This window comes from Mesorhizobium sp. B1-1-7 (assembly GCF_006442705.1).
Lineage (GTDB): Bacteria > Pseudomonadota > Alphaproteobacteria > Rhizobiales > Rhizobiaceae > Mesorhizobium > Mesorhizobium opportunistum.
On sequence record NZ_VFWQ01000005.1, the window covers coordinates 139,987 to 162,532 of the forward strand.

Below are 22,546 nucleotides of genomic sequence, written 5' to 3' on the forward strand. Positions count from 1 at the left end.
TCGCAATCGCTGTCGCGTCCTGAGGAGCCGGCCCGCGTGGGGGCAGAAACGAGAAGAGAGGCCGGAACGCTTGACCCCCCTTCCCTGGGGGGGATCGCGAGCGAACGCGTGTCGCCTGGACTGGCCGACATAGCGCATGCGGAGCCGTTCGAACCGCGCTACGAACTGGGCCCCTACGAACTCCGAACCCTCTACCGCACCGAAGCCCAGGCGAAGCGAAGAAAGGAAGCCAGACCGGGGCTTTGGATCGCTGTTGCCATCTACGTCCTGTTCTCCCTAACGGATCTGCTGCTGATCCCGGATGTGGCTGCCCGTACGATCGCGGCGCGCTTCGCGGTTGGCTTGACCGCGCTTCTGATCCTGGAAGGACAGCTTCGCCGGCGAGCCGCGACGGGATGGCTTGACGTGACTTGCGCCGCGGCCATCATCTTTGGCTATGTCGGCTGGTTGTGTCCGGCAGTCATGAGCGCAGACAAGGAGAGCGTCTCTTACTATATGGTCTTCGGCACCATATTCATGATGAGCGCCAATCTATTTTTTACATTCAGGTTCAAGATCTCCATCATAACCTCCACTATAATTTTGTGTATATTGTACGTCGTAAATTATTACATGCCCTCTACACCTGTGTACAAAATGGTATTTGCGACTTTCTACATATCGTGTTTCGCATTCACGTCATATGTGAACTGGAAACTGAATGAGGAGCGCTACAACGTCTTCCTGAACGCGTTGGAAGCCAGAATTCAGCACAAGGAAGCCACCGAACGCGGCAAGGCCCTGCTGAGACTGTCGCGGACCGATCCGCTTACAGGTCTGGAGAACCGGCGGGCGATCGACGAGAAGCTGCGCGACTACTGGAACGACTGGCAAAAGCTTGGCACCGGTTTTGTGGCGATCCTGATCGATGTGGACTTCTTCAAGAAATTCAATGACTGCTATGGCCATCAGGAGGGGGACCGCTGCCTGATCCAAGTCGCCAACGCCCTCAGCGACATGATCAAGCAATATAATGGTTCGATCGGCCGCTATGGCGGCGAAGAATTCATCGTGCTTGCCCGCATGGAGAAGAAAGACCAGGTCGCGGATCTTGCGGAAGCCATCTGCCGCACGGTGGAGAACCTGGCGATTGCCCACGAGTTGCGGCGAGACGGCATCTCGATCGTGACGGCGAGCGTTGGCGCCGCCTTCACCAGGAAGCAGACTGGCGCCAAGCTGGAGAAGATCATCCACGAGGCCGATCGCGCGCTCTATCTGGCAAAGGCCGGCGGTCGAAATTGTGCCCGGCTGTTCGATCCAACGGACCCCCAGAGCAGCGACGAGAGCGAGAACCTCGCGGCCCTGCTGAAGATCGCGATCGGGCAGGATCTCGTTTCACTCGTCTATCAACCAATCAAGGACGTCGCCTCAGGCCGGGTTGAAGCCGTGGAGGCGCTGATGCGCCTCAAGATGCTCGACGGCACATTGGTTCCGCCGAGCCTGTTCATTCCCGTCGCGGAACGGACCGGGTCGATTCTGGAACTCGGACGCTGGGCCATAAGGACGGTATGTGCCGAACTCCTGGCGGACGATCACGTCCGTCTCGTCAGTGTCAACGTCTCTCCGATCCAGCTCAAGACACCTGGCTTCGCCGCGTCCGTCGCGACCATTCTGGGCGAGACCGGCGTGACCGGCAACAGGCTGGCCTTCGAAATCACCGAAGGGCTGGAGATGGAGATGCACTCGGATATCCTCCGCTGCATCAGCGACCTGAAGCTGCTGGGGATCAAGATCTGGCTCGATGACTTCGGTACCGGCTTCGCTGGCCTTTCGTGGCTTCGCCTGATCGATTTCGACACTGTGAAGATCGACCGCTCGTTCCTTCACGACTGCGCCACGCCGAACGGCAAGGCGATGCTGCAGGACATTATTGCCCTGGTGCGAAATCGCGGCCACAAGATCCTGGTCGAGGGCGTGGAAACCGAAGAGCAGATGGCCCTCATGCGTGAGTTCGGCATCGACAAGGTCCAGGGCTTCCATGTCGGCCGTCCCGTCCCCGCCGCAAACGTCCAGGCAAACCGGGCCGTCCAAAGACGGCCATTCACGGTCCTCAAGTCGGCATAACAATGCCATAGGCCCTTGGCGAAGACTGGCTTCGCCAAGCGCCCCGCAACGGTTCCTGTCCGCCCTTCTATGCTGTCCGGAGCTGTCTTTGCGGCAGCGGCGGGAAGGCGATCGCTATGCCCGCGGCACCGAGGCCGATAAGGGCCGAGCCGATGAACAGCCAGTGGTAGTTGGCATAGGCGTCGAACACCATGCCGCCGGCGAGCGGTCCCAGCGCCATGCCGAGGCTGGACAGCATGGTAGCGGCGCCGAACACGGTGCCGAGGATGCGCTGGCCGAAATATTCGCGCGCCAGCACGGCGTAGAGCGGCATGACCCCGCCATAAGTGGCGCCGAAGATGACCGCCAGCATATAGAACTGGTCGAGCTGGCTGATCGAGAGATAGGCGGCAATGACGATCGCCTGGATCACGAGGCCCGCGATCAACACCGGCTTGACGCCGAGCCTGTCGGCCAGCACGCCGTAGAGAAGCCGGCCGCCAAGCCCCGCGAGGCCCTCGACGCTGTAGATCGAGACCGCCGCCATCGGAGCGACGCCGCACAGCATGGCATAGCTTACCATGTGGAAGATCGGGCCGGAGTGCGCGGCACAGCAAGCGAAGAAGGTCAGCCCCAGCACGATGAATTGCGGTGAGCGCAGCGCCTGGCCGACCGTCAGGCCGGCGCCTTCGGCAACCGGCGTGGAGCCGGCGGTGGCCGGGGCGGGTTTTGGCGGCTGGCGCACCAAAAGCACCGCCGGCAACAGCAGCACCCAGGCCATGATGCCGATGTCGAACATGGCGGTGCGCCATTCATAGGCCGAGATCAACCAGCGGGCGAAGGGCGAGATCGTCATCGGTGCGACACCCATGCCGGCCGAGACCAGCGAAACCGCAAGGCCGCGATTGGTCTCGAACCAGCCTGTGGTCAGCGCGATCATCGGCGCGAAGAAGGCGCTCGCCGCGAGACCGACGAGCACGCCATAGGTGATCTGAAAGGCCAGCAGGGAGCCGGCGCGGCTGGCCAGCACCAGCGCCAGTCCGAGCAGCACCGCACCGATCGCCACCACGAGACGGGCGCCGAAGCGGTCCGACATGGCGCCCCAGGCGAAGCCACCAAGGCCCATGACCAGGAAGTTGAGCGTCATGGCGCTCGAAATGCCGGCGCGCGACCAACCGGTGTCGATCGCCATCGGCTCGAGGAAGATCGCCAGCGAAAACATCGTGCCGATGGCGACACAGGACATCAGCGCGCCAGCCGCGACGATGACCCAACGATAGGAAAGGCTCATGTTTCTTCTCCCAGCCGGGAGCAGGATCGATCTTTCGATGCCGCCCGGCAATTCCGGTTGCGTCCGAAGGACGTCCGAGCCGCGATCAAATCGACATTCCAAATGGAATTTTTTCTGGGATCAGGTGATGGGCAGGCTGGGGCGCCTAGAGATGCTGGCGGATGAAGGCTCCCACCATGTCGACGGCTTCGCGCGCTGCCTGCAACTGGGCAAGGTTGGAGGGAAAGACATGCGTCATGCCTTCCCAGATATGCAGCGCCGCCTCGTCACCTGCGTTCGACGCTGCCTCGACAACGCGGCGTGAATCGTCGAGCAGGATCTCGTCATAGCCGACATGGACCAGCAGCGGCGGCAGGCCGCCCAGAGGCTGATAGAGCGGCGAGGCGCGGGGATCGGTAGGATCCGCACCCTTGAGATAAAGGTCGGCCGCTTTTTTCAGCTCGTCGCGTTTCACCAGCGGATCGGATTCTGCTCTCGTCAGCATCGAGCCGCCGGCCAGCGCAAGGTCGGTCCATGGCGACATCAGCGCTGCGCAACGGGGCATGACGCTGGTGCCTTGCCTGGCTTTGGCGGCCACCAGCGCCAGCAAAGACAGAGCAAGGCCACCGCCGGCCGAGTCGCCGGCCATCGCGATCGCCTCGTAGCCCATGTCGCAAAGGCCGTTGAACGCGGCTTGGGCATCCTCGACGGCGGCAGGGAAAACATGCTCCGGCGCCAGCCGGTAGTCGGGAATGAAGGCTGGCGCGCCGGCGCGTTGCACGATCTGGCTGACGAAGTTGCGATGACCGATGGCGGAGCCCAGAACATAGGCGCCGCCGTGCAGGTAGAGGATCGCGGCGTGTGTTGCCTCGGTCTCTGGCCGGCACCACCAGCCCGATACCACTCCGACCGTCGCCCTCTCGAAGCTGACGCCGTCGGCGGCAGGCGTGTGTTGCATCAGGTCTTCGAAAGCCGGGCGCGACACCGGCGAAAACTCAAGCGCGGGCAGCGTGGACAGCATCGTGCGCATCGCCTGCATGACCGCGCGGTCGCGCTCGTCCTCGGGGTGGATTTCAACGCTCATAACGGGCCTGCCCGGATTACGGCTTGAGAAGTTCGGTGCGGAATTGCGGCGCGAGCGCCGCGGCTTTGGCGAGGAAGGCGCCGAATTCCGCCGGGCTGAGTTCCGGGGCGGCGGCAGTGCGACTCTCCACCGGTGTGCCGACTTGGGCGAAAAACTTCTCCTGTCCCGCCGGCGCGCACAGACACAGCATGCGCACGTCCGTGCCCGAGACATTGCGGAAGGAATGCGGCGCGTTGGCAGGGATGTTCACCGTCATGCCTGCCTTGGCCACGCTTTTTTGGCCACGGAAGGTGAATTCGATCTCGCCTTCCAACAGGTGAAACGTCTCCTCGAAATCGTGCCGGTGGGGACCGGGACCGCCGCCGTCGGGAACCTTCATGTCGATGAGGCAGAAGCGCCCAGCCGTCTGCGCGCCGAAAAGCAGGATGGTGTAGGTGTCGCCCACCACCGCCAGATGCTGGAGCGACGGATCGTCGGGATCGACAATCGACAACTGGCGGTTGGGATCGTCGGCAGGGATTGTAAATTCAGGCATGTCTGATCTCCAGGGTCGGCGAGGCTCCCAGCCTTCTGTCAGTGGTAGCTGCTGGCTGGTGCCAAAGCACCAAAAAGCTCGTTCGACCGGCTGGACTCACTGTCCCACGGATGGAACAGTCGCCGGCATGATCGATCTCAACGATTTGCGCGTCTTCGAAAGAGTGGCGGCGACCAGCAGTTTCTCGGCGGCCGGCCGCGCGCTCGGCCTGCCGAAGTCGACGGTCAGCCGCAACATCGCAAGGCTCGAGCAGCAACTGGGTGCGCGGCTGTTCCAGCGTACCACCCGCGCGGTGATCCTGACCTCCGCCGGGGAGGCGTTGCAGGCACGTTGCGTCGACCTGATGGCGCGGATTGACGAGACGGTTGCCTATGTCGAGGGCCTGAGCGGCGAGCCGCGCGGCCTGCTGCGGGTCAGCGCCGGGATCGGCTTCGGCATTAACGTCCTGTCGCGGCACCTGCCCGAATTCCTTGCCCGCTTTCCCCATGTCGACGTGTCGCTCGACCTGACAAGCCGCGACCTCGATCTTGTCGCCGAGCGGGTCGACGTGGCGATCCGGATGGGGCCGCTGCCGGATTCCGCACTGGTGGCGACACGCCTTGGCAGCGTGCGCCGCTGCCTCGCCGCTGCGCCGGACTATCTCAGCCGGCACGGCAAACCGCTGACGCCGGCCGATTTGTCAAAGCATGAATGCATCGAGATGCCCCGCGGCGATGGCCGGATGCGGACCTGGCATTTTTACCGGGGCGGCGAGATGGCCGCGGTCGATGTCCACAACCGGGTCAGCGTCAACGATGCGTTGACCATTCATCAGCTCGTCCGCAACGGCGCGGGTCTGGGCGTGCTTTCCACCTATCTCTGCGTCGACGATTTCGCCGAAGGCCGTCTCGTCCCGCTGCTCGCCGATTGGGACATCGCACCGGTCGAGGTCAATCTCCTCTTCCCGAGCAAGCGCGAGTTGTCGCAAACCGTGCGCAGCTTCGTGGATTTCATGCGCAAGGTTTCAGTCCCCAACGAGCACTGGCAAGGCGGCATCGTCGCGACGGGCTGATGCCGGTATTCTCCCGCCTTGCGGGGCACCTCAGATCGGCAGTTCCAGCGTATATTTGACGGTCTGGCTGGGGACGTCGGTCTTGACGTTCTGGACGCCCTTGATGCGGCTCAGATGCTCCGACTGGAAGCGGCGATAGTCGTCGATGCTGTCCGCCACGATGCGCACCATGGCGTCGCAGTCGCCGAGCATCAGGTAGCATTCCATGACCTGGGGCAGCTTGGCCACTTCGGTGGCGAAATGCTCGATCGTGTCCTCGTCCTGCGCCTTCAGCCAGATGCGGGTGAAGAAGGTGAGGCCCTTGCCGATGCTGGCCGGATTGAGCACGGCGACATAGCGGTCGATGACGCCGGCCTCCTCCAGGAGCTTCACGCGGCGCAGGCAAGGCGAGGGCGACAGGCCGACTTCATTGGCCAGATCGTTGTTGGCCATGCGGCCGTCGCGCTGCAGTGCGCGCAGGATGCGCTTATCGATCTCGTCAAACTTCATGGTGTCGAATTCCATCTTTTTTGGCATCCGTGACATTCAGTGCCAAAAATAGATGGAATGCGACGATGTTCGCAACCAAATTGCGGAGGGATGTGGGTATCGTTGCCCTTGGCATCACGAGAGTTCAAAGGCAGGGAAGCGGCGGCCGCGAGGCCGGCCGACGGCAAGGCATGAGCATTTCCGGGACATGAGCATTTCACAGACAGTCGAAGCGGCGGGCGACGGTTCGGGATCGGAGTTCCGCCGGGGCGTGACATCCTGCGCGCCGGTGCTGCTCGGTACTATTCCCTATGCGCTGGTGCTCGGCGCGCAGGCCACGCAGAAAGGGCTGAGCACGGTCGAGTTGTCCATGATGACGGGGCTGAACTTCGCCGGCGGCTCGGAATTCGCGGCGATTCAGTTGTGGACGTCGCCGCCGCATATCCTGCTCATCGTCGCCATCACCTTCCTGGTCAACAGCCGTCATCTGCTGATGGGAGCGGCGCTGGCGCCGTTCCTGCGCGACCTGCCGCGGCGCAAGGTGTTTCCGGCACTGTTCTTCATGTGTGACGAAAGCTGGGCGCTGGGCTTGACCGATGCCAGACAGCGCACTGCTGCCGGCATCACGCCGGCCTTCAGCCCGCGCTACTACATGGGTGCCGCACTGGCGATGTATCTGACCTGGGTGGCCTTCACCACGCTGGGCGCCTTGCTTGGCCCGATGCTTGGCCATGTCGAGACCTACGGTTTCGACATGGCGTTTCCGGCGGTCTTCCTGGTGCTGATGCGCGGCATGTGGAAGGGAGTGGCGGCGGCACGGCCCTGGCTGGTCAGCCTGGTTGTCGCCGCACTCATCTATCTCTTCGTTCCCGGCGCCTGGTACGTCGCGGCGGGTGCGGTGTCGGGGCTGGTCGCGGCCTGGCTGATGGCAGGTGACGCATGATCGATGGGGCGACCCTTTTGACCATCGTGCTGATGGCCGGCGTCACCTATCTGACGCGGATCGGCGGCTATTTCGTGCTGCGCAACCGCACGCTTGGCGCGCGTGCCACGGCGGTGATGGAGGCGGCACCCGGTTGCGTGCTGATCTCGGTCATCGCGCCGGCGTTCGTGTCGCGAAATCCGGCCGATCTCCTGGCGCTGGCCATCACCTTTGTCGCCGCGACGCGGCTGTCCATGCTGCCGACCGTGCTGATCGGGGTCGCCGCAGCGGGCCTGCTCAGGCATTTCATCGGCTAGAAAAAGCGGTGCGCTCACAGGGTTCGCGGCCACTGTTGGGCGACGTGTATGACGGTCAGTATTTCGACGGCATCTCGGCTTACGCGATAGGGAACGATATAGGGAATATCGACCAAAACGAGTTCTCGCGTCGCCTTGATCCGCCCAACGCGGCCCATGGCAGGCTGTTCGATGAGCAACTCCGCCGCGGACAAGATGCGCGCAATCACACGAGCAGCGGCTTCGGGGTTGTCTTTCTCGATGTGCGCGCCGATTTCATCAAGCCGACGCAGCGCCCGCTTGGTCCAACGGATTGTCTTGCCGCTCATAATCAGCGCGCGGGCTTGATATATTTTCCAATCACGGCCGCGAGTTCTTGGGCATTAGCGAATTCACCGCGCTCGGCCTCGGCCAATCCGGCCTCTATCTCCGCGAGCTGCCACTCCTGTCGGGCTACAAAGTCTTCGATGGCCTGGGCTGCCATATAAGAGCGCGAGCGATCGAGCTTTTCGGCGAGCTGGTCCAGCCTATTTGCCGTGTCATCGGGCAGGCGTACGGTAAAAGCTGTCATGACAACGATCCACCTAGGTTCACACTGATTGTCAGCGAACCAAGGGCGGTTCGTCAAGCCGCGCGCCAAGGGATCGGGCGCTCCGCCCTGTCTAAATCCGAAAAGCGAGCGAGAAGGGCTGCCATTGGACAGCGAGAAAGGGCAGGCGCCAAAGCGTCTGCCCTTCAATTCGAGCCTTCCCTTAGGCGGCTGTCGCGACATCCCGGCTTGCCGCCACCACGGCATCCACCTTGGCGGTCGCCTTGGCCAAAGCGGCCGCCACCGCGTCGGGGCCCATGCTGACTCCTTCGATGCGGATGACATCGACATCGGTCATGCCGAGGAAGCCGAGCACGCCGCGCAGATAGGGAACCGCGTGATCGAACTGCACGGCCGCACCTTCGGAATAGACGCCGCCCGAAGCCAATACGACATAGACCTTCTTGCCGGTGACGAGGCCCTTGGGCCCGTTTTCACCATAGGCGAAGCTCCTGCCGGAGCGGGAAATATGGTCGACCCAGGACTTCAGCGTAGAGGAGATGTTGAAGTTGATGAAGCCGGTGGCCAGGATGACCGTGTCGGCGGCGAACAATTCGTCGAGCACGACGTCGGAGACGCCGACGACCTCGGCCTGGCGCTGGGTGCGGGCTTCAACGGGCGTGTAGATGCCGGTTGCATAGTCCGCATCGATATGCGGCAGCGGGTTGGCGACGAGGTCGCGCACGACAAGCGTGTTCGAGGGATCGGCGGCGACGAGCTTCTCAGCGAATTCGGTGGCGATGCGGGTCGAGTGCGAGGCAGCGCCGCGCGGGCTCGAAGTGACGAGAAGAATGGACATAGCGGGTCTCTCCAGTGGAATGAATTGTCCCGCCACATATGGGGCTATCGATCCATCGGATAAACTGGTATATTTTCTATACGATCCATCAATAAAATAGATATCGTCATGCAACCCAATCCGACACTCGACCAGCTGCAGATCCTTGTCGCCGTAGCCGACACCGGGAGTTTCTCGGCCGCCGGCCGCAAGCTCAACCGGGCTCAATCCGTCATCAGCTATGGCATCGCCAATCTCGAGGCGCAGCTTGGGCTTAAGCTGTTCGAGCGCGAGGGCACGCGCGAGCCGCAACTGACCGAGATCGGCCGGGCGATGCTGGAGGATGCAAGGCGCATGATTGGCGTGCTGCAGCGTATGCGTTCGCGCGCCGACGGCCATCATCACGGGCTGGAAGCCGAGGTGGCGCTCTCGGTCGATGCGTCGTTGCCCTCATCGGTACTGGTGCGGGTGCTGAAGGCGTTCGAGATGCAGTTTCCGACCGTGATGCTGCGCCTGCATATCGGCACGCTCGGCCTGATCCCCGATCATGTGGTCAGCGGACAGGCCGATCTCGGCATTGGCGGCTTGCTGGGCGATGTCGACGTGCATCTGGTGCGTATCGGCTTCATGTCGATCGTGCTGGCCGCAGCCCCCAGCCACCCGCTGGCGCTGCTGCCGAAACCGCTGGCGCTCGAGGATGTGCGTGAACACACCCAGCTTGTCGTGACCGATCAGTCCGAACGCACCAAGGGACGCGATTTCGGGGTCTTCGCCTACCGGACCTGGCGTCTCACGGATATGCGCACCAAACACATGCTGATGCGCGAGGGCCTCGGCTGGGGCGGCCTGCCGCGCTGGCTGATATCAGACGATCTGGCAAGCGGCCGGCTGGTGGAAATCGACCTTGAACCCTTCAGCGAGGTGCGCTCGCCGCTGTTTGCCATGCATCGCAACGACACCAGCCCGAAGCCGGCGGCCGCCTGGCTGATCGAGCGGTTCAAGCGCGGGCTTGGCTGCTTCAACGAGTTCGAGCCGGGTGAGGTGCCCGCGGAAGAGCCGGAAACGTCCAACGCGCAAGGGTGAGCTCGGCGATGGCCGAACGAGGACGTCAGGCCGCAACAAGGCATTGCCGTTCCCTTGTTGGCAGCCGGCTTGGCACCCGGCGCCTCAAATAGATTGCGATCGAACTCTATCTCTGATATAAATGTCGAACGAAATCTAAATTAGAGGTCGACATGAGAGTGAGCCGTGCGCAGGCGGAAGCAAATCGCGAAGCGGTGATCGACGCCGCGAGCCGGCTTTTTCGAGAGCATGGCTTCGATGGCATCGGGCTGAAGGACCTGATGAAGGGCGCCGGCCTCACTCAGGGTGGGTTCTACAAGCAGTTCGAATCCAAGGACGATCTGGCCGCACAAGCATCGAGGCGGGCGATGGAGCACGCGACCCGGAGATGGTCGGCCGCTGCCGCCGCAAGCCCTGACCCGCTCGAGGCTGTGATCGGTTTCTACCTTTCACCCGGACATCGCGAAACGAAGGGCGAGGGTTGTCCATTGGTGGCGCTTGGCTCGGACGCGGCGCGTCAAAGCGAGGAGGTGAGAGAGCCATTCCAGGATGGCATCGCGGCTCACCTCGAGATTCTCGACCAATTGATACCTGGGGCCGAGGGACCGGGAGACCATCGCAAAGCCATGGCGGTGCTGTCGCTCATGGTGGGTGCTGTAACGATCTCCCGCATACTGAAAGATGAGGAGATGTCGCGGCGTTTTCTCAGCGCTGCCGCTGGCGAGGTCAGGCAAATTGCGGCTTCGCGGGAATAGCTCCGCTCCGGTACGCACTGCGCACGTTTGACGACCTCGCGGCGCGCCATTCGCCGAAATGAACAAGCGGTGATCGCGATGTGGTCGCCACGACGCTGTCGCGCGAAGGGGATCCAACAGAATGACAACCGGAGTAAACATGCGTCGTATCGTTATTACAGGCATGGGAGCAGTTAGCCCGCTCGGAGCCAACGTGGCGACTTCCTGGTCCCGCCTCTTGGCTGGTCGCTCGGGCATCCGGAGGCTTGCGGACGATGTTGTGGGAGACCTGCCGGCAAAGATCGGCGCAACGGTTCCCTCCCTGCAGGAAGACCCCGAAGCCGGCTTCGACCCAGACACCGTCCTGGCCCCGAAGGAACAGCGCAGGGCAGACCGCTTCATCCTCTTCGCACTGGCGGCGGCGGAAGAGGCGCTGTCCCAGGCGAAGTGGAAACCAGTCTCGAACGATGACAAGGCCCGTACCGCGACGATCATCGCTTCGGGTGTCGGAGGATTTCCGGCGATAACCGAAGCTGTGAGAACCGTCGATCAGCGCGGTGTTCGGCGTCTGTCGCCATTCACCGTGCCATCGTTCCTGGTGAACATGGCCGCGGGACAGATTTCCATCCGATACGGCTTCAAGGGACCGCTTGGCGCTCCGGTGACGGCGTGCGCGGCCGGCATTCAGGCGATCGGCGACGCGGCGCGTCTTATCCGCGCCAATGAAGCCGATATCGCGGTGTGCGGCGGAACCGAAGCCTGCATGAACGCGGTCAGTCTCGGCGGTTTCGCCGCGGCACGCTCCCTCTCGACATCCTTCAATCACCGTCCCGATCAGGCCTCCCGTCCGTTCGACATGTTGCGTGACGGCTTCGTCATGGGTGAGGGGGCCGGTGTCCTGGTCGTCGAGGCATTGAGCCACGCGCTCGCGCGTGGCGCCAAGCCGCTCGCCGAGCTCGTCGGCTACGGCACGACGGCGGACGCTTATCACATCACATCGGGTCCCGAGGATGGCGACGGTGCGCGCCGAGCCATGGAGATCGCGATCAGCCAAGCGGGCATTTCGGCACGGGACGTCCGCCATCTCAATGCGCACGCGACCTCCACGCCGGTCGGCGATGCCGGGGAGATCGAGGCGATCAAAAGGGTCTTTGGCGCGGATTTCAGCATAGCTGTCAGCGGGACAAAGGCGGCGACCGGACATCTGCTGGGAGCGGCCGGCGGGCTTGGCGCCATCTTCACGATCCTGGCGCTCAGGGATCAGGTCGCACCGCCGACGCTCAATCTGACTGCCCCCGATCCGGCCGGCGACGGGATCGATTTCGTCGCAAACCAAGCCCGGCCAACGGAGATGGACTACGCGATCTGCAATGGCTTCGGCTTTGGAGGGGTCAATGCCAGTGCGTTGTTCCGGCGCTGGACGGACAAGTCATCCAGCGCGAGCGCCGAAGGATCCTCCGGCTCAGATTGCCCCTGACCGCGCCCGCGCATGCCGCATTTCAAGAACACAAATCCAGCTCAAAGAAAGAAGCGAATTCCATGAACAAGATCAATCCCGGCGTCGCCCTGGTGACAGGGGCATCTTCCGGCATCGGCCGCGCTACGGCTGATGCCTTGCTAAGCGCGGGCTATCGCGTATTCGGAACCAGCCGTCGCACGGCCTCCACGCAATCCGACGGCGTTACCATGCTGACCTGCGACGTGACCGATGATGGGTCTGTCGCGAAACTCGTCGATGACGTCCTGGCCAAGGCCGGACGCATCGACCTGCTCGTCAACAATGCCGGCATGGGTCTGTTTGGGGGTGCGGAGGAGTCCTCGACCGCCCAGGCCCAGGCGCTGTTCGACGTGAACGTCTTCGGCGTCTTCCGTGTGACCAACGCGGTGTTGCCGGCAATGCGGCGCCAAGGGAAGGGCAGAATCGTCAATCTGAGTTCGGTACAGGGGTTCATCCCAGCCCCCTATTTCGCGCTCTACGCGTCGACCAAACATGCCATCGAGGGGTATTCCGAATCGCTCGATCACGAATTGCGCCCGTTCGGCATTCGCGTTTCGCTGGTGGAGCCGGCCTACACCCGTACTTCATTCGAGGACAATCTCGCCGCCCCCGATCAGTTGCTCGATATCTATGACTCCGCGCGCTCCGGCATGACCATGGCCGTGCGGAAATCGATGGAAAAAGGCGATGCGCCCGAAGTGGTGGCGGCGACGATCTTGGCCGCTGCGGTCGATCCCGCTCCGAAGAAGCGCTATGCGGCGGGAAAGATGGCGCGCCAGGTCAGTTTGCTGCGCCGCTTCGTCCCCGCATCCGCATTCGACAAAAGCCTGAGAAGGCAACTCGGGCTGCCGGTCTGAGACGGGCGTTGGTTTACCGCTGTTTCGAAGGAAACGATGAATCGCGTCAGGCGCGGGACAGTCCGTCGATCAGCGCCATGAGAACGGCGCGATAGTCCTCGGTCGAGGCGCCGGCCTCGATGGCAAGTGCCGCGCGGTCGAACGCAGCAGCAAGCAGCGCGGTCAGTGCTTCCGCCGGCAGTCGTGTCATCGTGTTGGCGCGCATCGCCGCAACCAGGCCCTCGCGCAGCGCGCGGTTGCCGTGGCGGTTGTCGATCGCGTCCATGGCGGCGCGGCCGAGCACGGCAGGGCCGTCGAGCAGCAACAACCGCGTGCGGCCGGGCACGCGCATGGCGGCGAGATAGGCGTCCGAGCCGGCGATCAATGCATCGCGGGCTTCCAGCGAGGAAGGGGAGGCGCGATCGATCTCGTCGGCCACTGCCTGCGCCTCCTGCCCGACCACGGCGGCAAACAGCGCCTGCTTGTCGGCGAAGTGGTGATAGAGCGCGCCACGCGTCACGCCGGCGGCGGCGGCGATCTCCGGCGTGCCCGTTTCGGCGTAGGATTTTTCCGTGAACAGTTTTCGCGACGCCGCGATCAGGTCGGCGCGCGTCGCCTCGGTGCGGTCGCGGTTGGAGCGGTGCGCGGATTCTCGTTGCATACATGCAGCCTGTATGTTAATTCAATTTACATGCAGACTGTATGTTAGTTGACGGGAGAAGGAAAGATGAAGACCACGAGCTATTATCCGGTGCTGATGACCGGCGACGTCGCCGGCACGGCCGGCTTCTATGTCGAGCATTTCAGCTTCAAGCCGCTGTTTGAAAGCGACTGGTACGTGCACCTCCAATCCGTGGAGAGCAGCAGGGTCAATCTCGGCATCGTCCAGGGCGACCATGAGACGATCCCGCAGGAGGGACGCGGACGCACATCGGGCCTGCTGATCAATTTCGAGGTGCGCGATCCCGATGTGGTCTACGAACGAATTCTTGCCGCCGGGCTGCCGATCCTGCGAACGCTCCGCGACGAACCTTTCGGCCAGCGCCATTTCATCACCAAAGACCCCAATGGCGTGCTGATCGACGTGATCAAGCCGATCCCGCCCAGCGAGGAATTCCTGGCACAGTACGCGCAGGGCGCGGCGGGAGCATAGCGCTGCCTGGCAGTACTTGTCGGGAGGCGGGACGCAGGAGCCGTGGCATTGCTTTTCTCGCATCCGCGAAGCAAAGCGCCGGATGCCATAAGATCGTTTGTGATTTTCAAGTCACGGGTGACGTTGCCGCCGCCTCGACTTTCCCCAACGGCAATAATCCTTGCAGAGAACCTTCTTTGCCTGTTGTATTGTTCCAATAATGGCGTCGGGGGAGGCCATGGCCAAGGACTTCGAGACGGTTCTGCAGTTGGAGCATCGTTCGATCATCCGTCGCCGCAAGGCGCTTGGAGTAAATGTCGTTCCAAGAGATGCAACCGGGGGCAAGCCTGATTCCGTCGCCAAAGGGAATCCGGCGTGGCTGTTCGGTGTCGCGCTTTCGGGTGGCGGGATAAGATCGGCTTCGTTCTGCCTCGGCGCACTTCAGGCGCTTGACCAGTACAAGCTCACATCCCGCATCGACTATCTGTCGACGGTCTCGGGGGGTGGCTATATCGGATCGGCAATGGTCGCCGATATGACACGTCAGGAGCTCAAGCAAGCGAGGGAAGGCAAGGACGCGCATCTCGCTTTTCCCTTCGCCTCGGGCTCCCACGTGCATGACGTGCATGACAACAAGCTCGTCGGCCATATCCGTGACAACAGCCGTTTCCTGGCGCCGCGCGGCTTCCGCGACATCACGCTGTCGATCGGCATCCTGATGCGCGGCTGGATGGTGAATTTTCTGTTGTTGCTGACGCTGATCCTGCCGCTGGCGACATTCGTCATCCTGACGAACCCGACCACGGACCACCTTGGGCACAGCATCATGCTCGACGTCGCCAACTGGCGGTTCGGAGACGATTGGGGCCAGACGGGATGGACTGCCAGCCTGCGCTCGATGGTCGCTAATCCTTTCGTGCTGTCCCGCTCGGCTCTCGTGGTTTTCGCCGTCTGGCTGGTTGCATGGGGGCTGCGGCGATCCTACTCCGACAGCTACGCCACCGCGCGCAAGGGCGAACATCTGGAGCAAGACAGCCTCTGGGCCAAGGATGGTCGCACCCTGCTTTTGGTGACGGCTGGCCTGTTTCTGATCGAAGTTCAGCCCAAGATCATTCTGTGGCTGATCGAGGTGACCTCACCGAAATTCGGCCATCGGCAGACGACATTGGAAACGCTCAAGGCGTTGATCACGGGTGCCGCAGCCATCGTCACGGCCACTGCGGCCTTCAGGGGTATGTTGATTTCCTGGGTACAGAAAGCTCTCAACTCGCCGAAGATCGGCCACCAGATCCGCGGTTATCTGGCTCGCGCGGCATTCCTGGCACTCGGCCTTGCCTTGCCTCTGCTCATCTATGGCTTCTTTCTGCTCATCACCCTTTGGGGCATCAAGATATCTCCGATCACATTTCATGGGTTCGATGTATCGTGGATATTTGGCCGTGCCACCGGCTATGCCTATGGCCCAGCCTGGCTAACGGCCAACAACCATATCCTGTTTACCGTGCTTGCCCTTTGCATGGCGGTGTTTCTTGCGGGGCGGACCTTTGCGGTTCGCTATCTCGTCGACGACCTGGAGCCTGGCCGGCTCAGCAGCTTCTTTGCCGCGATGGTGCATGACTATAGCGGGTCGGTGGTCGCCAAAGTATTGGGGGTCGTGGCGGGTTCCGTCGTTTTCGCGGTGGCCGCGAGAATGGCTAAAGATGTCTGGCAGGCGGACGAATTCACGGTGCTGCTCAACTATCTGGCCATCACCGTCATCGTCATAATGGTGGCCTTCAATTTCACCGAGAACGCCAACGGCCTGCACCGCCTCTACCGCGACCGGCTCCGCTGGGCGTTTCGCCTTGGCGGCAGCGAAGGTCAGGCTGACATCGCGTTGAAGGACCTCGGTGTAAAGGCGCCCTATCTGCTGATAAACAGCACATTGAACGTCCGCCGCGCCAGACAGGCCGCCGATCCTCCGAGAAAGTCTTTCACTGCCAGCGCCATTCGATGGCTGGGAGCAAAGATTGCCGCGGCTATAAGATTAGAGGCCTGGTGGGGCGGGCCGGACATCGTCCTGTCAGGTCCTCACCGGTCTCCGGCGCCGGCAGTTGTCAGCCTGCCGTTGGCGGATCCGAGCAGGCGAGGACGCAATGCCGAGTTCTTTCTGTTTTCAAAACATTTCGTCGGCAGTGAATCAACCGGCTACGCGACCTCTGCAGCGATGGCCAGGGAAGAGGGACAATTGGATCTCGCGGCGGCCGTGGCGATTTCGGGCGCCGCCATTTCCTCGAGCATGGGGCGCATCAGTCTTGGCCTGCTAGGGCCGACGCTGGCTCTGCTCAACCTGCGACTGGGCTTCTGGCTTCCCAACCCGAGCGGGGTCGCATTGCAAAAGGAGCGTGCCAAACCGGGCTGGGCTGTGACTGAAGAGGATTCTTCCCGGCGGAGCTGGGAGGACATATTGCGGCTGTATCTTCTCGCCGAGGCGACGGGGCAGTTGAGGTCGGACAGTTCGCGGGTCTACATCACTGACGGCGGCCATATCGACAATATCGGCCTCTACCAACTGCTCAAGCGCAAATGCAAGCTGATCATCGTGGTCGATGCCGAAGCCGATGCCGGCATGAACTTCGGCGCCTTCACCGATGTCCAACGTTTCGCCAGGATCGATCTCGGCGTGCGCATCTCGCTCGACTGGCGGCCAGTCAGGGATGCGGCGCTGGTCCGTGATGCCGACCGCAACAAGATCATCCCGCCGGAATCGGAGCTGCATCTCAGGCATTTCGCGGTCGGCAAGATCCTCTACGAGAACGATCCTGTCGAAGGGATCCTTCTCTATGTCAAGGCGTCGGTGACCGGCGACGAACCCGACTATGTTCTCGACTACGAGCGTCGTTACCCGCTTTTCCCGAATGAGCCGACGAGCGATCAGTTCTTTTCGGAAGAGCAGATGGAAGCGTACCGAGCTCTGGGGTTTCATGCCATGGATAGAACTCTGCGCGACAAGCAACTGCCCAACGGCGCCAAAATTTACGACGTCGTGCAGACCGATCTCGTCACCGTACTGAAGAAGCGCCTTGGCAAAGACGTAGGAGATATCGACAAGTGAGGCCGTCAGCCAGCCCGCGCCACCGGCGTCACCGTCACCTGGCTGATGCCGGTGCGACGCACCACGGTGCATAGCGTCTCGCGGCCGATGCGCTCGGCGTCGAGCATGCGTACGAGATCATCGACACCAGTGACCGGGCGGCCGTCGATGGCGGCGATGATGTCGCCCTCCTTGAGGCCTGCCCTGGCCGCCGGGCCGTCCTTCTCGATGCTGCGCAGGCGCACCGCCGTCTTGCTCGACACTTGCGACAGCAGCGCCGCGCGGCGCGGCAGGTTGACGGTGTCGGCCGAGATGCCGATGAAGGCGCGGCGCACGCGGCCGAAGCGGATGATTTCCGAAATGACGAACCTGGCGGTGTTGGAGGCGACCGCGAAGGCGATGCCTTGCGCACCGTGGATCATGGCGGTGTTGACGCCGATGACCTCACCGGCCGACGACACCAGCGGCCCGCCGGAATTGCCCGGATTGAGTGCCGCGTCGGTCTGGATGACATCGTCGATCAGCCGGCCGGTCGAGGCCCTCATCGAGCGGCCGAGCGCGGAGACGACGCCCGAGGTGACGGTCCATTCGAAGCCGAGCGGGTTGCCGATGGCAATGGCGATCTGGCCGCGCCGCAGCCGCTTGGAATCGCCAAGCGGCGCGACATCGACGAAGCTGCCGTCGGCGCGCACCAGCGCGATGTCGGTGTCGGGGTCGCGGCCAAGCACGTGGCCTTCGCTGGAGGCGCCGTCGGGCATCGAGACGCGCACCGTTCTGGCGTCGCCGACAACGTGGAAGTTGGTGACGACCAGCCCGTCCGGCGCAATGACGAAGCCGGAGCCGTGGCCGCCCTGGCCGCCGACGCGCTCGATGCGGCAGACGGCGGGACCGATGCGGTCGACCGCGTCCGCGACGGTCATCGAATAGGCGTCGAGCAATGTATCGTCGGGTTCGAATTTGGCGGCGGCGAGGGCCATGGAAGGGCTCCGTGTTTCAGGCGTGGCGATGCCTTTTTTCTTTAGGTGCCGTTCTCCCGAAACCGCTGAGCACTTTTGGGCGACACGCACTATATGTGCGGAGCGGCCGGAAGCGCCGCGACCTGACCAGATGGCCAGTCAAACCGGCAACTAGCCGTCAGGCGAGTACCTTCCAGCGTGCTGCCGCGCGATATCTGGGACATGCAAGAACCCAGGAGGCCATTATGAGCGATTTCAATCTGAGTGCGTTTTCCCAAGCCATTGCCGATCTCGCCGCCAAGGCGGCGCCGGCAATGGCGAGCTTCGCCACGCACCATCACCGCACGGCAAGCGCGTTCCATTGGGGCGACGGCTATTTCGTCACCGCCGAGGAGGCCGTCGAGGCGGGCGAGGAGATCGAACTGACGCTGGCCTCAGGCGGGACGGTGAAGGCCGAGCTGGTCGGCCGCGATCCTTCGACGGGCGTTGCGTTGCTGAAGCCCGCAGATACCGCCACGACGCCTGTACTTGCCAGGGCCGATGCCGTTCGGCCTGGGAACATCGCCATAGCCATCGGCAGCAGCCAGGGCTCGGCGCTCGCCGTATCGGGCTCGGTCGGCGAAGTCGGTCCGGCCTGGCGCTCTATGCGCGGCGGCACCATCGACCGGCGCATCAATCTGGCCATCGGCGCCGGCGGCCGTTTCGAGGGCGGCCCGGTGCTGGACGCCAAGGGTGCGCTGATCGGCATGCTGTTGTTCGGGCCCCGCGGCCACGCGCTGGTCATGCCTTACGAGACGATCGAGCGAGCCGTTGCCACCTTGCGCGAAAAGGGGCATGTCGCGCGCGGCTATCTCGGCGCCGGCCTGCATCCGGTGCGTGACCGCGACGCCAAGGGCGCGATGGTGATGAGCCTCGACGACAGTGGCCCCGCCAAGGCCGCCGGCCTGTCCCTGGGCGACATCATCGTGGCGTGGAACGGCGAGACCGTGCACGGCCCGCGCGACCTGATCCGCAGGCTCGGGCCTGACAGCGCCGGGGTTTCTGTAACCCTAGGCGTGGTGCGTGGCGGCGAACAGCGCGATGTGACATTGACCATCGGCGAAAAACCGCTGAGCTGAGAGGATCGATGGAAACGCTCGCCGGCGATCGGATCATGGCGGACGGCGCCGCCTCGCGGCGGCTGGTGGTGCTGGTCGCGCTTGCCGATGCCGCGCGCGCCGAGCATCTGGCCGCCTCGCTTGCCGCCTCCGATGACCTGCTGCCGGTGGTGGCTGCCGGCGGCAGGGCCGATGTCGCCATCGTCGACGAGAGGAGCGGAGATGCCGTGCCAACGTCCATGCCGCGCGTGCTGCTGTCGGGACGTGCCGGCGGCGAACGGCCTGCCGGCGAGGTGTTTGCCGTCATGCCAACGGACGCGGACGATTTGCTGATCGCCGCGGCGGCACGGCTGGCGGCGGCCGGCTATCGCGTTTCGGGCGATGGCAGGGGCGGACGGCATGAGGATTTCCATGCCGGCGAGAGCGAGCCGTTCGAGGATGAAGCGGACGAGCAGGCCACCCGGCCCGCGCTGTCGCCCCGCGAGGCGGAAGTGCTGGCGCTGCTTGCCGAAGGCGCGCCCAACAAGGTGATCGCACGCCGGCTCAACATTTCCGTGCACACGGCGAAGTTCCATGTCGCCGCGATCCTGATCAAACTAGGGGCGGCCAACCGCACTGATGCCATCGCCATTGCGATGCGGCAGGGGCTGGTGCTGGTTTGATATTGCTCAGACCGCCGGTTCGATGTCGGTCAGCCGGAAGTCATCACCCTTGAAAAGCAACGGCATGGCTTCGAGCCGCGCTGTGGCGTAGGCGATGCAGTCGCCGAAGTTCAGCGCAGCCGGATGCCGGCCCTTGCCATAGCGGAGGAATGCCTGGCGGGCGACAGCCGCATGGTCAGCTGTGAACGGGACTGTTTCGATCGAGGCGGTGTGCAGGAAGCTGTCGAGCCGATCCAGGATTTCATCTTGCCGGCCGCCCGCAAGTACCATGGTCGTTTCGAGAAAAGTTGGGGCCGGCAACAGCCGTCTGTTGGCCTGCGTGATCGCGAGCACGAAACGTTCATACGCTGGCTCGAGACGCAGAATGGCGACCAGGACCGAGGAGTCGATGATCATTTCGTCGGGATTCCAAACTCGTCGTAACCGAGGATTTCGTCGTCAGTCATCGCATTTTCGCGTTTTGGGACTTTTCCGGCGCTTTCGGAAATCGCAAGCAATCTCTGATACAGGTCGCTGGTTTCTTCACGCGGCACCAGCCGTTCGCGCGCCACTTCACGCTCGAGGCTCTGACGAATAGCCTCTGTCACAGACACGCGACGGCGGCGGGCGAGTTCGCGCGCCAGTTGCTCGACTTCCATGTTCTTGATCGAAAGCGCCATTCTATATTCTACCTGTTTGTATAGAATATATACCGGACTTCCGCCAAATCCAACAGATGATCCGACTAGCCTCCGCAGCGTCACCATCGCCTTCCGTGGCAAGCACTTGTATCCCGCCGCGCCACAGGCAAGGATCGTGAAAAGAACCAGTTCAGGCGGAGGAAAAATGTCGCTCAAGGGAAAGACGCTGTTCATCTCCGGCGGGTCGCGCGGCATCGGCCTGGCGATCGCGCTGCGCGCCGCGCGCGACGGCGCCAATGTGACGATCGCCGCCAAGACCGCCGAGCCGCATCCGAAGCTGCCGGGCACGATCTACACCGCGGCTGAAGAGATCGAGCAGACCGGCGGCAAGGCGCTGCCAATGCTGTGCGACATCCGCGAGGAGGCGCAGGTGGCCGAGGCCGTAGCAAAGACCGTGGAGAAATTCGGTGGCATCGATATCTGCGTCAACAATGCCAGCGCCATCCAGCTTACCGGCACGCTGGAGACCGACATGAAGCGCTACGACCTGATGCATCAGATCAACACGCGGGGCACCTTCCTGGTGTCTAAAATGTGCATTCCGCACCTGAAGTTAGCCAGCAATCCTCACATCCTGAATCTGGCGCCGCCGCTCGACATGAAGGCCAAATGGTTCAAGAGCCACGTCGCCTACACCATGGCCAAGTTCGGCATGTCGATGTGCACGCTGGGCATGAGCGCCGAGTTCGCCAAAGACGGCATCGCGGTCAATTCGCTGTGGCCGATCTCGACCATCGACACGGCGGCGGTGCGCAATCTTCTGGGTGGCGCGACGGTGGCGGCAATAAGCCGTTCGCCCGACATCATGGCCGATGCCGCGCATGCCATCTTCATGCGGCCGTCACGCGAGACGTCAGGCAATTTCTACATCGACGAGGAGGTGCTGCGCGCCGAGGGCGTCAGCGACTTTTCGGTCTACGCGCCCGGCGCGACCGGGCCGCTGGCCGGCGACTTTTTTGTGCCGGACGAGGTGTTTGCGAATTCCAATACGAAGATCAGGACGACCTTCTAAAGATGCCTTAGGTAGTCCATTCGCTGATGCAAAATGCGTACAACGTCGATTGATCGATCGGCAATTCGCAAAAAAAGTACATGAGAGCCAACGGCATACTTCAACAGACCAGGGCGAATATTCTCCGCGTTTTTTGCCATCGCCGGAAATTGGTCTATCAAATTTATGATTGAGCGAATGGTGCGGATATAGGCCTCCGCCCGCTCGGCTCCCCATTCTTTCAGGGAGTGATCCCAAATCTGGTCGAGATCTGCTTTCGCTTTCGGCGAGAACCTGACGGTTCGCTTCATCCACGCTTCTTCGACTCTAGAAAAGCGTCGAAGTCGAACGGCTCTGGATCGCCTGACATATCCCCTTCATCTATGGCAAAGCGGAGTTGCTCCAGCTTTAGCTCTTGCTCTTCCAAAAGACGAAGGCCGGCTCGAACGGTTTCGCTTGCCGACCCAAAACGGCCATTCGCTATCTGCCGCTGGATAAAGGCGTCGTACTGATCGCCTAGGGTGATGGAGGTGTTCTTGGGCATGGCGGGTCTCCAATACCAATAGATGGTATCAACTTACCCGAATGCCAGCAAGCACTCGGATGAGCGAGGCTTCACGCCAGGTCCTTCTTGCCGCTTCATGGGCTGGTTCCGGTGGTTCTCTCGTCGGTGCTGGACCCGTATTTCGGTCAGCTCGCCGCGGTCTGCGAGGCAAATCGCGGCAGCAAAAAACCCCGCCGGAGAGGGCC

Annotated in this window: 26 protein-coding genes; 13 read left to right on the plus strand and 13 right to left on the minus strand. The window is 62.7% G+C overall.

Features of this window, described 5'->3' with window-relative positions:
• The first annotated feature begins 36 nt into the window (after positions 1-36).
• Positions 37-2,103 (plus strand): GGDEF and EAL domain-containing protein, encoded by a 2,067-nt coding sequence (locus FJ978_RS09965; protein ID WP_181176761.1) that lies wholly within the window; start codon positions 37-39, stop codon positions 2,101-2,103.
• 67 nt (positions 2,104-2,170) lie between these two features.
• Here FJ978_RS09965 and FJ978_RS09970 read toward each other — a convergent pair whose 3' ends face one another.
• The 3 genes from FJ978_RS09970 to FJ978_RS09980 all read right to left on the minus strand — a co-directional run bounded on the left by FJ978_RS09970 (position 2,171) and on the right by FJ978_RS09980 (position 4,971).
• A complete protein-coding gene (locus FJ978_RS09970; RefSeq protein WP_140572045.1) occupies positions 2,171-3,373 on the minus strand; it encodes an MFS transporter in 1,203 nt (400 codons plus the stop codon).
• Positions 3,374-3,518: 145 nt separating this feature from the next.
• Positions 3,519-4,436, minus strand: a complete 918-nt coding sequence (locus tag FJ978_RS09975; protein WP_140572046.1) for an alpha/beta hydrolase — start codon at positions 4,434-4,436, stop codon at positions 3,519-3,521.
• Between the two features lie 16 nt (positions 4,437-4,452).
• On the minus strand, positions 4,453-4,971 hold the full coding sequence (locus FJ978_RS09980) for a cupin domain-containing protein (RefSeq protein WP_140572047.1): 519 nt from the start codon (positions 4,969-4,971) through the stop codon (positions 4,453-4,455).
• Between the two features lie 127 nt (positions 4,972-5,098).
• On the opposite strand from FJ978_RS09980, the gene FJ978_RS09985 reads away from it, so the two are divergent.
• The gene (locus FJ978_RS09985) at positions 5,099-6,022 is read left to right on the plus strand and encodes a LysR family transcriptional regulator (protein WP_181176760.1); all 924 of its coding nucleotides are present in this window, start codon (positions 5,099-5,101) and stop codon (positions 6,020-6,022) included.
• A gap of 30 nt (positions 6,023-6,052) precedes the next feature.
• On the opposite strand, the gene FJ978_RS09990 is transcribed toward FJ978_RS09985, so the two are convergent.
• Entirely contained in the window at positions 6,053-6,511 is a 459-nt protein-coding gene (locus FJ978_RS09990; RefSeq protein WP_140572152.1) for an Lrp/AsnC family transcriptional regulator, read from the minus strand.
• Positions 6,512-6,698: 187 nt separating this feature from the next.
• Between FJ978_RS09990 and FJ978_RS09995 the strand changes: the two genes are divergently transcribed.
• Positions 6,699-7,433 carry an AzlC family ABC transporter permease gene (locus FJ978_RS09995; RefSeq protein ID WP_013893658.1) on the plus strand — a complete coding sequence of 245 codons (735 nt, stop codon included), beginning with the start codon at positions 6,699-6,701 and terminating at the stop codon, positions 7,431-7,433.
• Positions 7,430-7,729, plus strand: coding sequence for an AzlD family protein (locus FJ978_RS10000; RefSeq protein ID WP_140572049.1), 300 nt, complete (start codon positions 7,430-7,432; stop codon positions 7,727-7,729). Before FJ978_RS09995 ends, FJ978_RS10000 begins: the two co-directional genes overlap by 4 nt.
• Positions 7,730-7,743: 14 nt before the next feature.
• Here the strand turns inward: FJ978_RS10000 and FJ978_RS10005 are convergent, their stop codons facing one another.
• From FJ978_RS10005 to FJ978_RS10015, 3 genes are all read right to left on the minus strand, one after another.
• On the minus strand, positions 7,744-8,037 hold the full coding sequence (locus FJ978_RS10005) for a type II toxin-antitoxin system RelE/ParE family toxin (RefSeq protein ID WP_140572050.1): 294 nt from the start codon (positions 8,035-8,037) through the stop codon (positions 7,744-7,746).
• 2 nt (positions 8,038-8,039) lie between these two features.
• A complete protein-coding gene (locus tag FJ978_RS10010; protein WP_140572051.1) occupies positions 8,040-8,279 on the minus strand; it encodes a CopG family ribbon-helix-helix protein in 240 nt (79 codons plus the stop codon).
• A gap of 181 nt (positions 8,280-8,460) precedes the next feature.
• The gene (locus tag FJ978_RS10015; protein WP_140572052.1) at positions 8,461-9,096 is read right to left on the minus strand and encodes an FMN-dependent NADH-azoreductase; all 636 of its coding nucleotides are present in this window, start codon (positions 9,094-9,096) and stop codon (positions 8,461-8,463) included.
• A gap of 108 nt (positions 9,097-9,204) precedes the next feature.
• On the opposite strand from FJ978_RS10015, the gene FJ978_RS10020 reads away from it, so the two are divergent.
• The 4 genes from FJ978_RS10020 to FJ978_RS10035 all read left to right on the plus strand — a co-directional run bounded on the left by FJ978_RS10020 (position 9,205) and on the right by FJ978_RS10035 (position 13,226).
• Positions 9,205-10,158, plus strand: coding sequence for a LysR family transcriptional regulator (locus tag FJ978_RS10020; protein ID WP_013893661.1), 954 nt, complete (start codon positions 9,205-9,207; stop codon positions 10,156-10,158).
• A gap of 152 nt (positions 10,159-10,310) precedes the next feature.
• A complete protein-coding gene (locus FJ978_RS10025) occupies positions 10,311-10,892 on the plus strand; it encodes a TetR/AcrR family transcriptional regulator (RefSeq protein WP_013893662.1) in 582 nt (193 codons plus the stop codon).
• 139 nt (positions 10,893-11,031) lie between these two features.
• A complete protein-coding gene (gene fabF, locus FJ978_RS10030; RefSeq protein ID WP_140572053.1) occupies positions 11,032-12,348 on the plus strand; it encodes a beta-ketoacyl-ACP synthase II in 1,317 nt (438 codons plus the stop codon).
• A 62-nt stretch (positions 12,349-12,410) separates the two neighbouring features.
• A complete protein-coding gene (locus tag FJ978_RS10035) occupies positions 12,411-13,226 on the plus strand; it encodes an oxidoreductase (protein ID WP_140572054.1) in 816 nt (271 codons plus the stop codon).
• 46 nt (positions 13,227-13,272) lie between these two features.
• Here the strand turns inward: FJ978_RS10035 and FJ978_RS10040 are convergent, their stop codons facing one another.
• Positions 13,273-13,866: a TetR/AcrR family transcriptional regulator gene (locus FJ978_RS10040; RefSeq protein WP_140572055.1), complete on the minus strand. Its 594-nt coding sequence runs from the start codon at positions 13,864-13,866 to the stop codon at positions 13,273-13,275.
• A gap of 66 nt (positions 13,867-13,932) precedes the next feature.
• Here FJ978_RS10040 and FJ978_RS10045 point away from each other — a divergent pair, with 66 nt between their 5' ends.
• A complete protein-coding gene (locus FJ978_RS10045) occupies positions 13,933-14,358 on the plus strand; it encodes a VOC family protein (RefSeq protein WP_140572056.1) in 426 nt (141 codons plus the stop codon).
• A 217-nt stretch (positions 14,359-14,575) separates the two neighbouring features.
• Positions 14,576-17,431, plus strand: a complete 2,856-nt coding sequence (locus tag FJ978_RS10050) for a patatin-like phospholipase family protein (protein ID WP_246678098.1) — start codon at positions 14,576-14,578, stop codon at positions 17,429-17,431.
• Between the two features lie 5 nt (positions 17,432-17,436).
• Here FJ978_RS10050 and FJ978_RS10055 read toward each other — a convergent pair whose 3' ends face one another.
• The gene (locus tag FJ978_RS10055; protein ID WP_140572058.1) at positions 17,437-18,387 is read right to left on the minus strand and encodes a trypsin-like peptidase domain-containing protein; all 951 of its coding nucleotides are present in this window, start codon (positions 18,385-18,387) and stop codon (positions 17,437-17,439) included.
• A gap of 224 nt (positions 18,388-18,611) precedes the next feature.
• On the opposite strand from FJ978_RS10055, the gene FJ978_RS10060 reads away from it, so the two are divergent.
• Together FJ978_RS10060 and FJ978_RS10065 are read left to right on the plus strand one after the other, a co-directional pair.
• Complete coding sequence (locus FJ978_RS10060) at positions 18,612-19,484, plus strand: S1C family serine protease (RefSeq protein WP_140572059.1); 873 nt, start codon at positions 18,612-18,614, stop codon at positions 19,482-19,484.
• 8 nt (positions 19,485-19,492) lie between these two features.
• The gene (locus FJ978_RS10065) at positions 19,493-20,125 is read left to right on the plus strand and encodes a helix-turn-helix transcriptional regulator (RefSeq protein ID WP_140572060.1); all 633 of its coding nucleotides are present in this window, start codon (positions 19,493-19,495) and stop codon (positions 20,123-20,125) included.
• A 6-nt stretch (positions 20,126-20,131) separates the two neighbouring features.
• On the opposite strand, the gene FJ978_RS10070 is transcribed toward FJ978_RS10065, so the two are convergent.
• Together FJ978_RS10070 and FJ978_RS10075 are read right to left on the minus strand one after the other, a co-directional pair.
• Complete coding sequence (locus FJ978_RS10070; RefSeq protein WP_013893670.1) at positions 20,132-20,521, minus strand: type II toxin-antitoxin system VapC family toxin; 390 nt, start codon at positions 20,519-20,521, stop codon at positions 20,132-20,134.
• Positions 20,518-20,784, minus strand: coding sequence for a type II toxin-antitoxin system VapB family antitoxin (locus tag FJ978_RS10075; protein ID WP_140572061.1), 267 nt, complete (start codon positions 20,782-20,784; stop codon positions 20,518-20,520). The genes FJ978_RS10070 and FJ978_RS10075 overlap by 4 nt, the downstream gene beginning before the upstream one ends.
• A 166-nt stretch (positions 20,785-20,950) precedes the next feature.
• Here FJ978_RS10075 and FJ978_RS10080 point away from each other — a divergent pair, with 166 nt between their 5' ends.
• Positions 20,951-21,817: an NAD(P)-dependent oxidoreductase gene (locus FJ978_RS10080; RefSeq protein WP_140572062.1), complete on the plus strand. Its 867-nt coding sequence runs from the start codon at positions 20,951-20,953 to the stop codon at positions 21,815-21,817.
• Here the strand turns inward: FJ978_RS10080 and FJ978_RS10085 are convergent.
• Together FJ978_RS10085 and FJ978_RS10090 are read right to left on the minus strand one after the other, a co-directional pair.
• On the minus strand, positions 21,814-22,107 hold the full coding sequence (locus FJ978_RS10085; RefSeq protein WP_140572063.1) for a type II toxin-antitoxin system RelE/ParE family toxin: 294 nt from the start codon (positions 22,105-22,107) through the stop codon (positions 21,814-21,816). The two genes, FJ978_RS10080 and FJ978_RS10085, sit on opposite strands and share 4 nt — an antisense overlap.
• Positions 22,104-22,340 carry a type II toxin-antitoxin system ParD family antitoxin gene (locus tag FJ978_RS10090; protein ID WP_013893674.1) on the minus strand — a complete coding sequence of 79 codons (237 nt, stop codon included), beginning with the start codon at positions 22,338-22,340 and terminating at the stop codon, positions 22,104-22,106. Before FJ978_RS10090 ends, FJ978_RS10085 begins: the two co-directional genes overlap by 4 nt.
• Positions 22,341-22,546: the final 206 nt, after the last annotated feature.

Coding starts and splice junctions, on each gene's coding strand:
- FJ978_RS09970 (WP_140572045.1), bottom strand. CDS start 3,373: ATGAGCCTTTCCTATCGTTGGGTCATCGTCGCGGCTGGCGCGCTGATG.
- FJ978_RS09975 (WP_140572046.1), bottom strand. CDS start 4,436: ATGAGCGTTGAAATCCACCCCGAGGACGAGCGCGACCGCGCGGTCATG.
- FJ978_RS09980 (WP_140572047.1), bottom strand. CDS start 4,971: ATGCCTGAATTTACAATCCCTGCCGACGATCCCAACCGCCAGTTGTCG.
- FJ978_RS09985 (WP_181176760.1), top strand. CDS start 5,099: ATGATCGATCTCAACGATTTGCGCGTCTTCGAAAGAGTGGCGGCGACC.
- FJ978_RS09990 (WP_140572152.1), bottom strand. CDS start 6,511: ATGAAGTTTGACGAGATCGATAAGCGCATCCTGCGCGCACTGCAGCGC.
- FJ978_RS09995 (WP_013893658.1), top strand. CDS start 6,699: ATGAGCATTTCACAGACAGTCGAAGCGGCGGGCGACGGTTCGGGATCG.
- FJ978_RS10000 (WP_140572049.1), top strand. CDS start 7,430: ATGATCGATGGGGCGACCCTTTTGACCATCGTGCTGATGGCCGGCGTC.
- FJ978_RS10005 (WP_140572050.1), bottom strand. CDS start 8,037: ATGAGCGGCAAGACAATCCGTTGGACCAAGCGGGCGCTGCGTCGGCTT.
- FJ978_RS10010 (WP_140572051.1), bottom strand. CDS start 8,279: ATGACAGCTTTTACCGTACGCCTGCCCGATGACACGGCAAATAGGCTG.
- FJ978_RS10015 (WP_140572052.1), bottom strand. CDS start 9,096: ATGTCCATTCTTCTCGTCACTTCGAGCCCGCGCGGCGCTGCCTCGCAC.
- FJ978_RS10020 (WP_013893661.1), top strand. CDS start 9,205: ATGCAACCCAATCCGACACTCGACCAGCTGCAGATCCTTGTCGCCGTA.
- FJ978_RS10025 (WP_013893662.1), top strand. CDS start 10,311: ATGAGAGTGAGCCGTGCGCAGGCGGAAGCAAATCGCGAAGCGGTGATC.
- fabF (WP_140572053.1), top strand. CDS start 11,032: ATGCGTCGTATCGTTATTACAGGCATGGGAGCAGTTAGCCCGCTCGGA.
- FJ978_RS10035 (WP_140572054.1), top strand. CDS start 12,411: ATGAACAAGATCAATCCCGGCGTCGCCCTGGTGACAGGGGCATCTTCC.
- FJ978_RS10040 (WP_140572055.1), bottom strand. CDS start 13,866: ATGCAACGAGAATCCGCGCACCGCTCCAACCGCGACCGCACCGAGGCG.
- FJ978_RS10045 (WP_140572056.1), top strand. CDS start 13,933: ATGAAGACCACGAGCTATTATCCGGTGCTGATGACCGGCGACGTCGCC.
- FJ978_RS10050 (WP_246678098.1), top strand. CDS start 14,576: ATGGCCAAGGACTTCGAGACGGTTCTGCAGTTGGAGCATCGTTCGATC.
- FJ978_RS10055 (WP_140572058.1), bottom strand. CDS start 18,387: ATGGCCCTCGCCGCCGCCAAATTCGAACCCGACGATACATTGCTCGAC.
- FJ978_RS10060 (WP_140572059.1), top strand. CDS start 18,612: ATGAGCGATTTCAATCTGAGTGCGTTTTCCCAAGCCATTGCCGATCTC.
- FJ978_RS10065 (WP_140572060.1), top strand. CDS start 19,493: ATGGAAACGCTCGCCGGCGATCGGATCATGGCGGACGGCGCCGCCTCG.
- FJ978_RS10070 (WP_013893670.1), bottom strand. CDS start 20,521: ATGATCATCGACTCCTCGGTCCTGGTCGCCATTCTGCGTCTCGAGCCA.
- FJ978_RS10075 (WP_140572061.1), bottom strand. CDS start 20,784: ATGGCGCTTTCGATCAAGAACATGGAAGTCGAGCAACTGGCGCGCGAA.
- FJ978_RS10080 (WP_140572062.1), top strand. CDS start 20,951: ATGTCGCTCAAGGGAAAGACGCTGTTCATCTCCGGCGGGTCGCGCGGC.
- FJ978_RS10085 (WP_140572063.1), bottom strand. CDS start 22,107: ATGAAGCGAACCGTCAGGTTCTCGCCGAAAGCGAAAGCAGATCTCGAC.
- FJ978_RS10090 (WP_013893674.1), bottom strand. CDS start 22,340: ATGCCCAAGAACACCTCCATCACCCTAGGCGATCAGTACGACGCCTTT.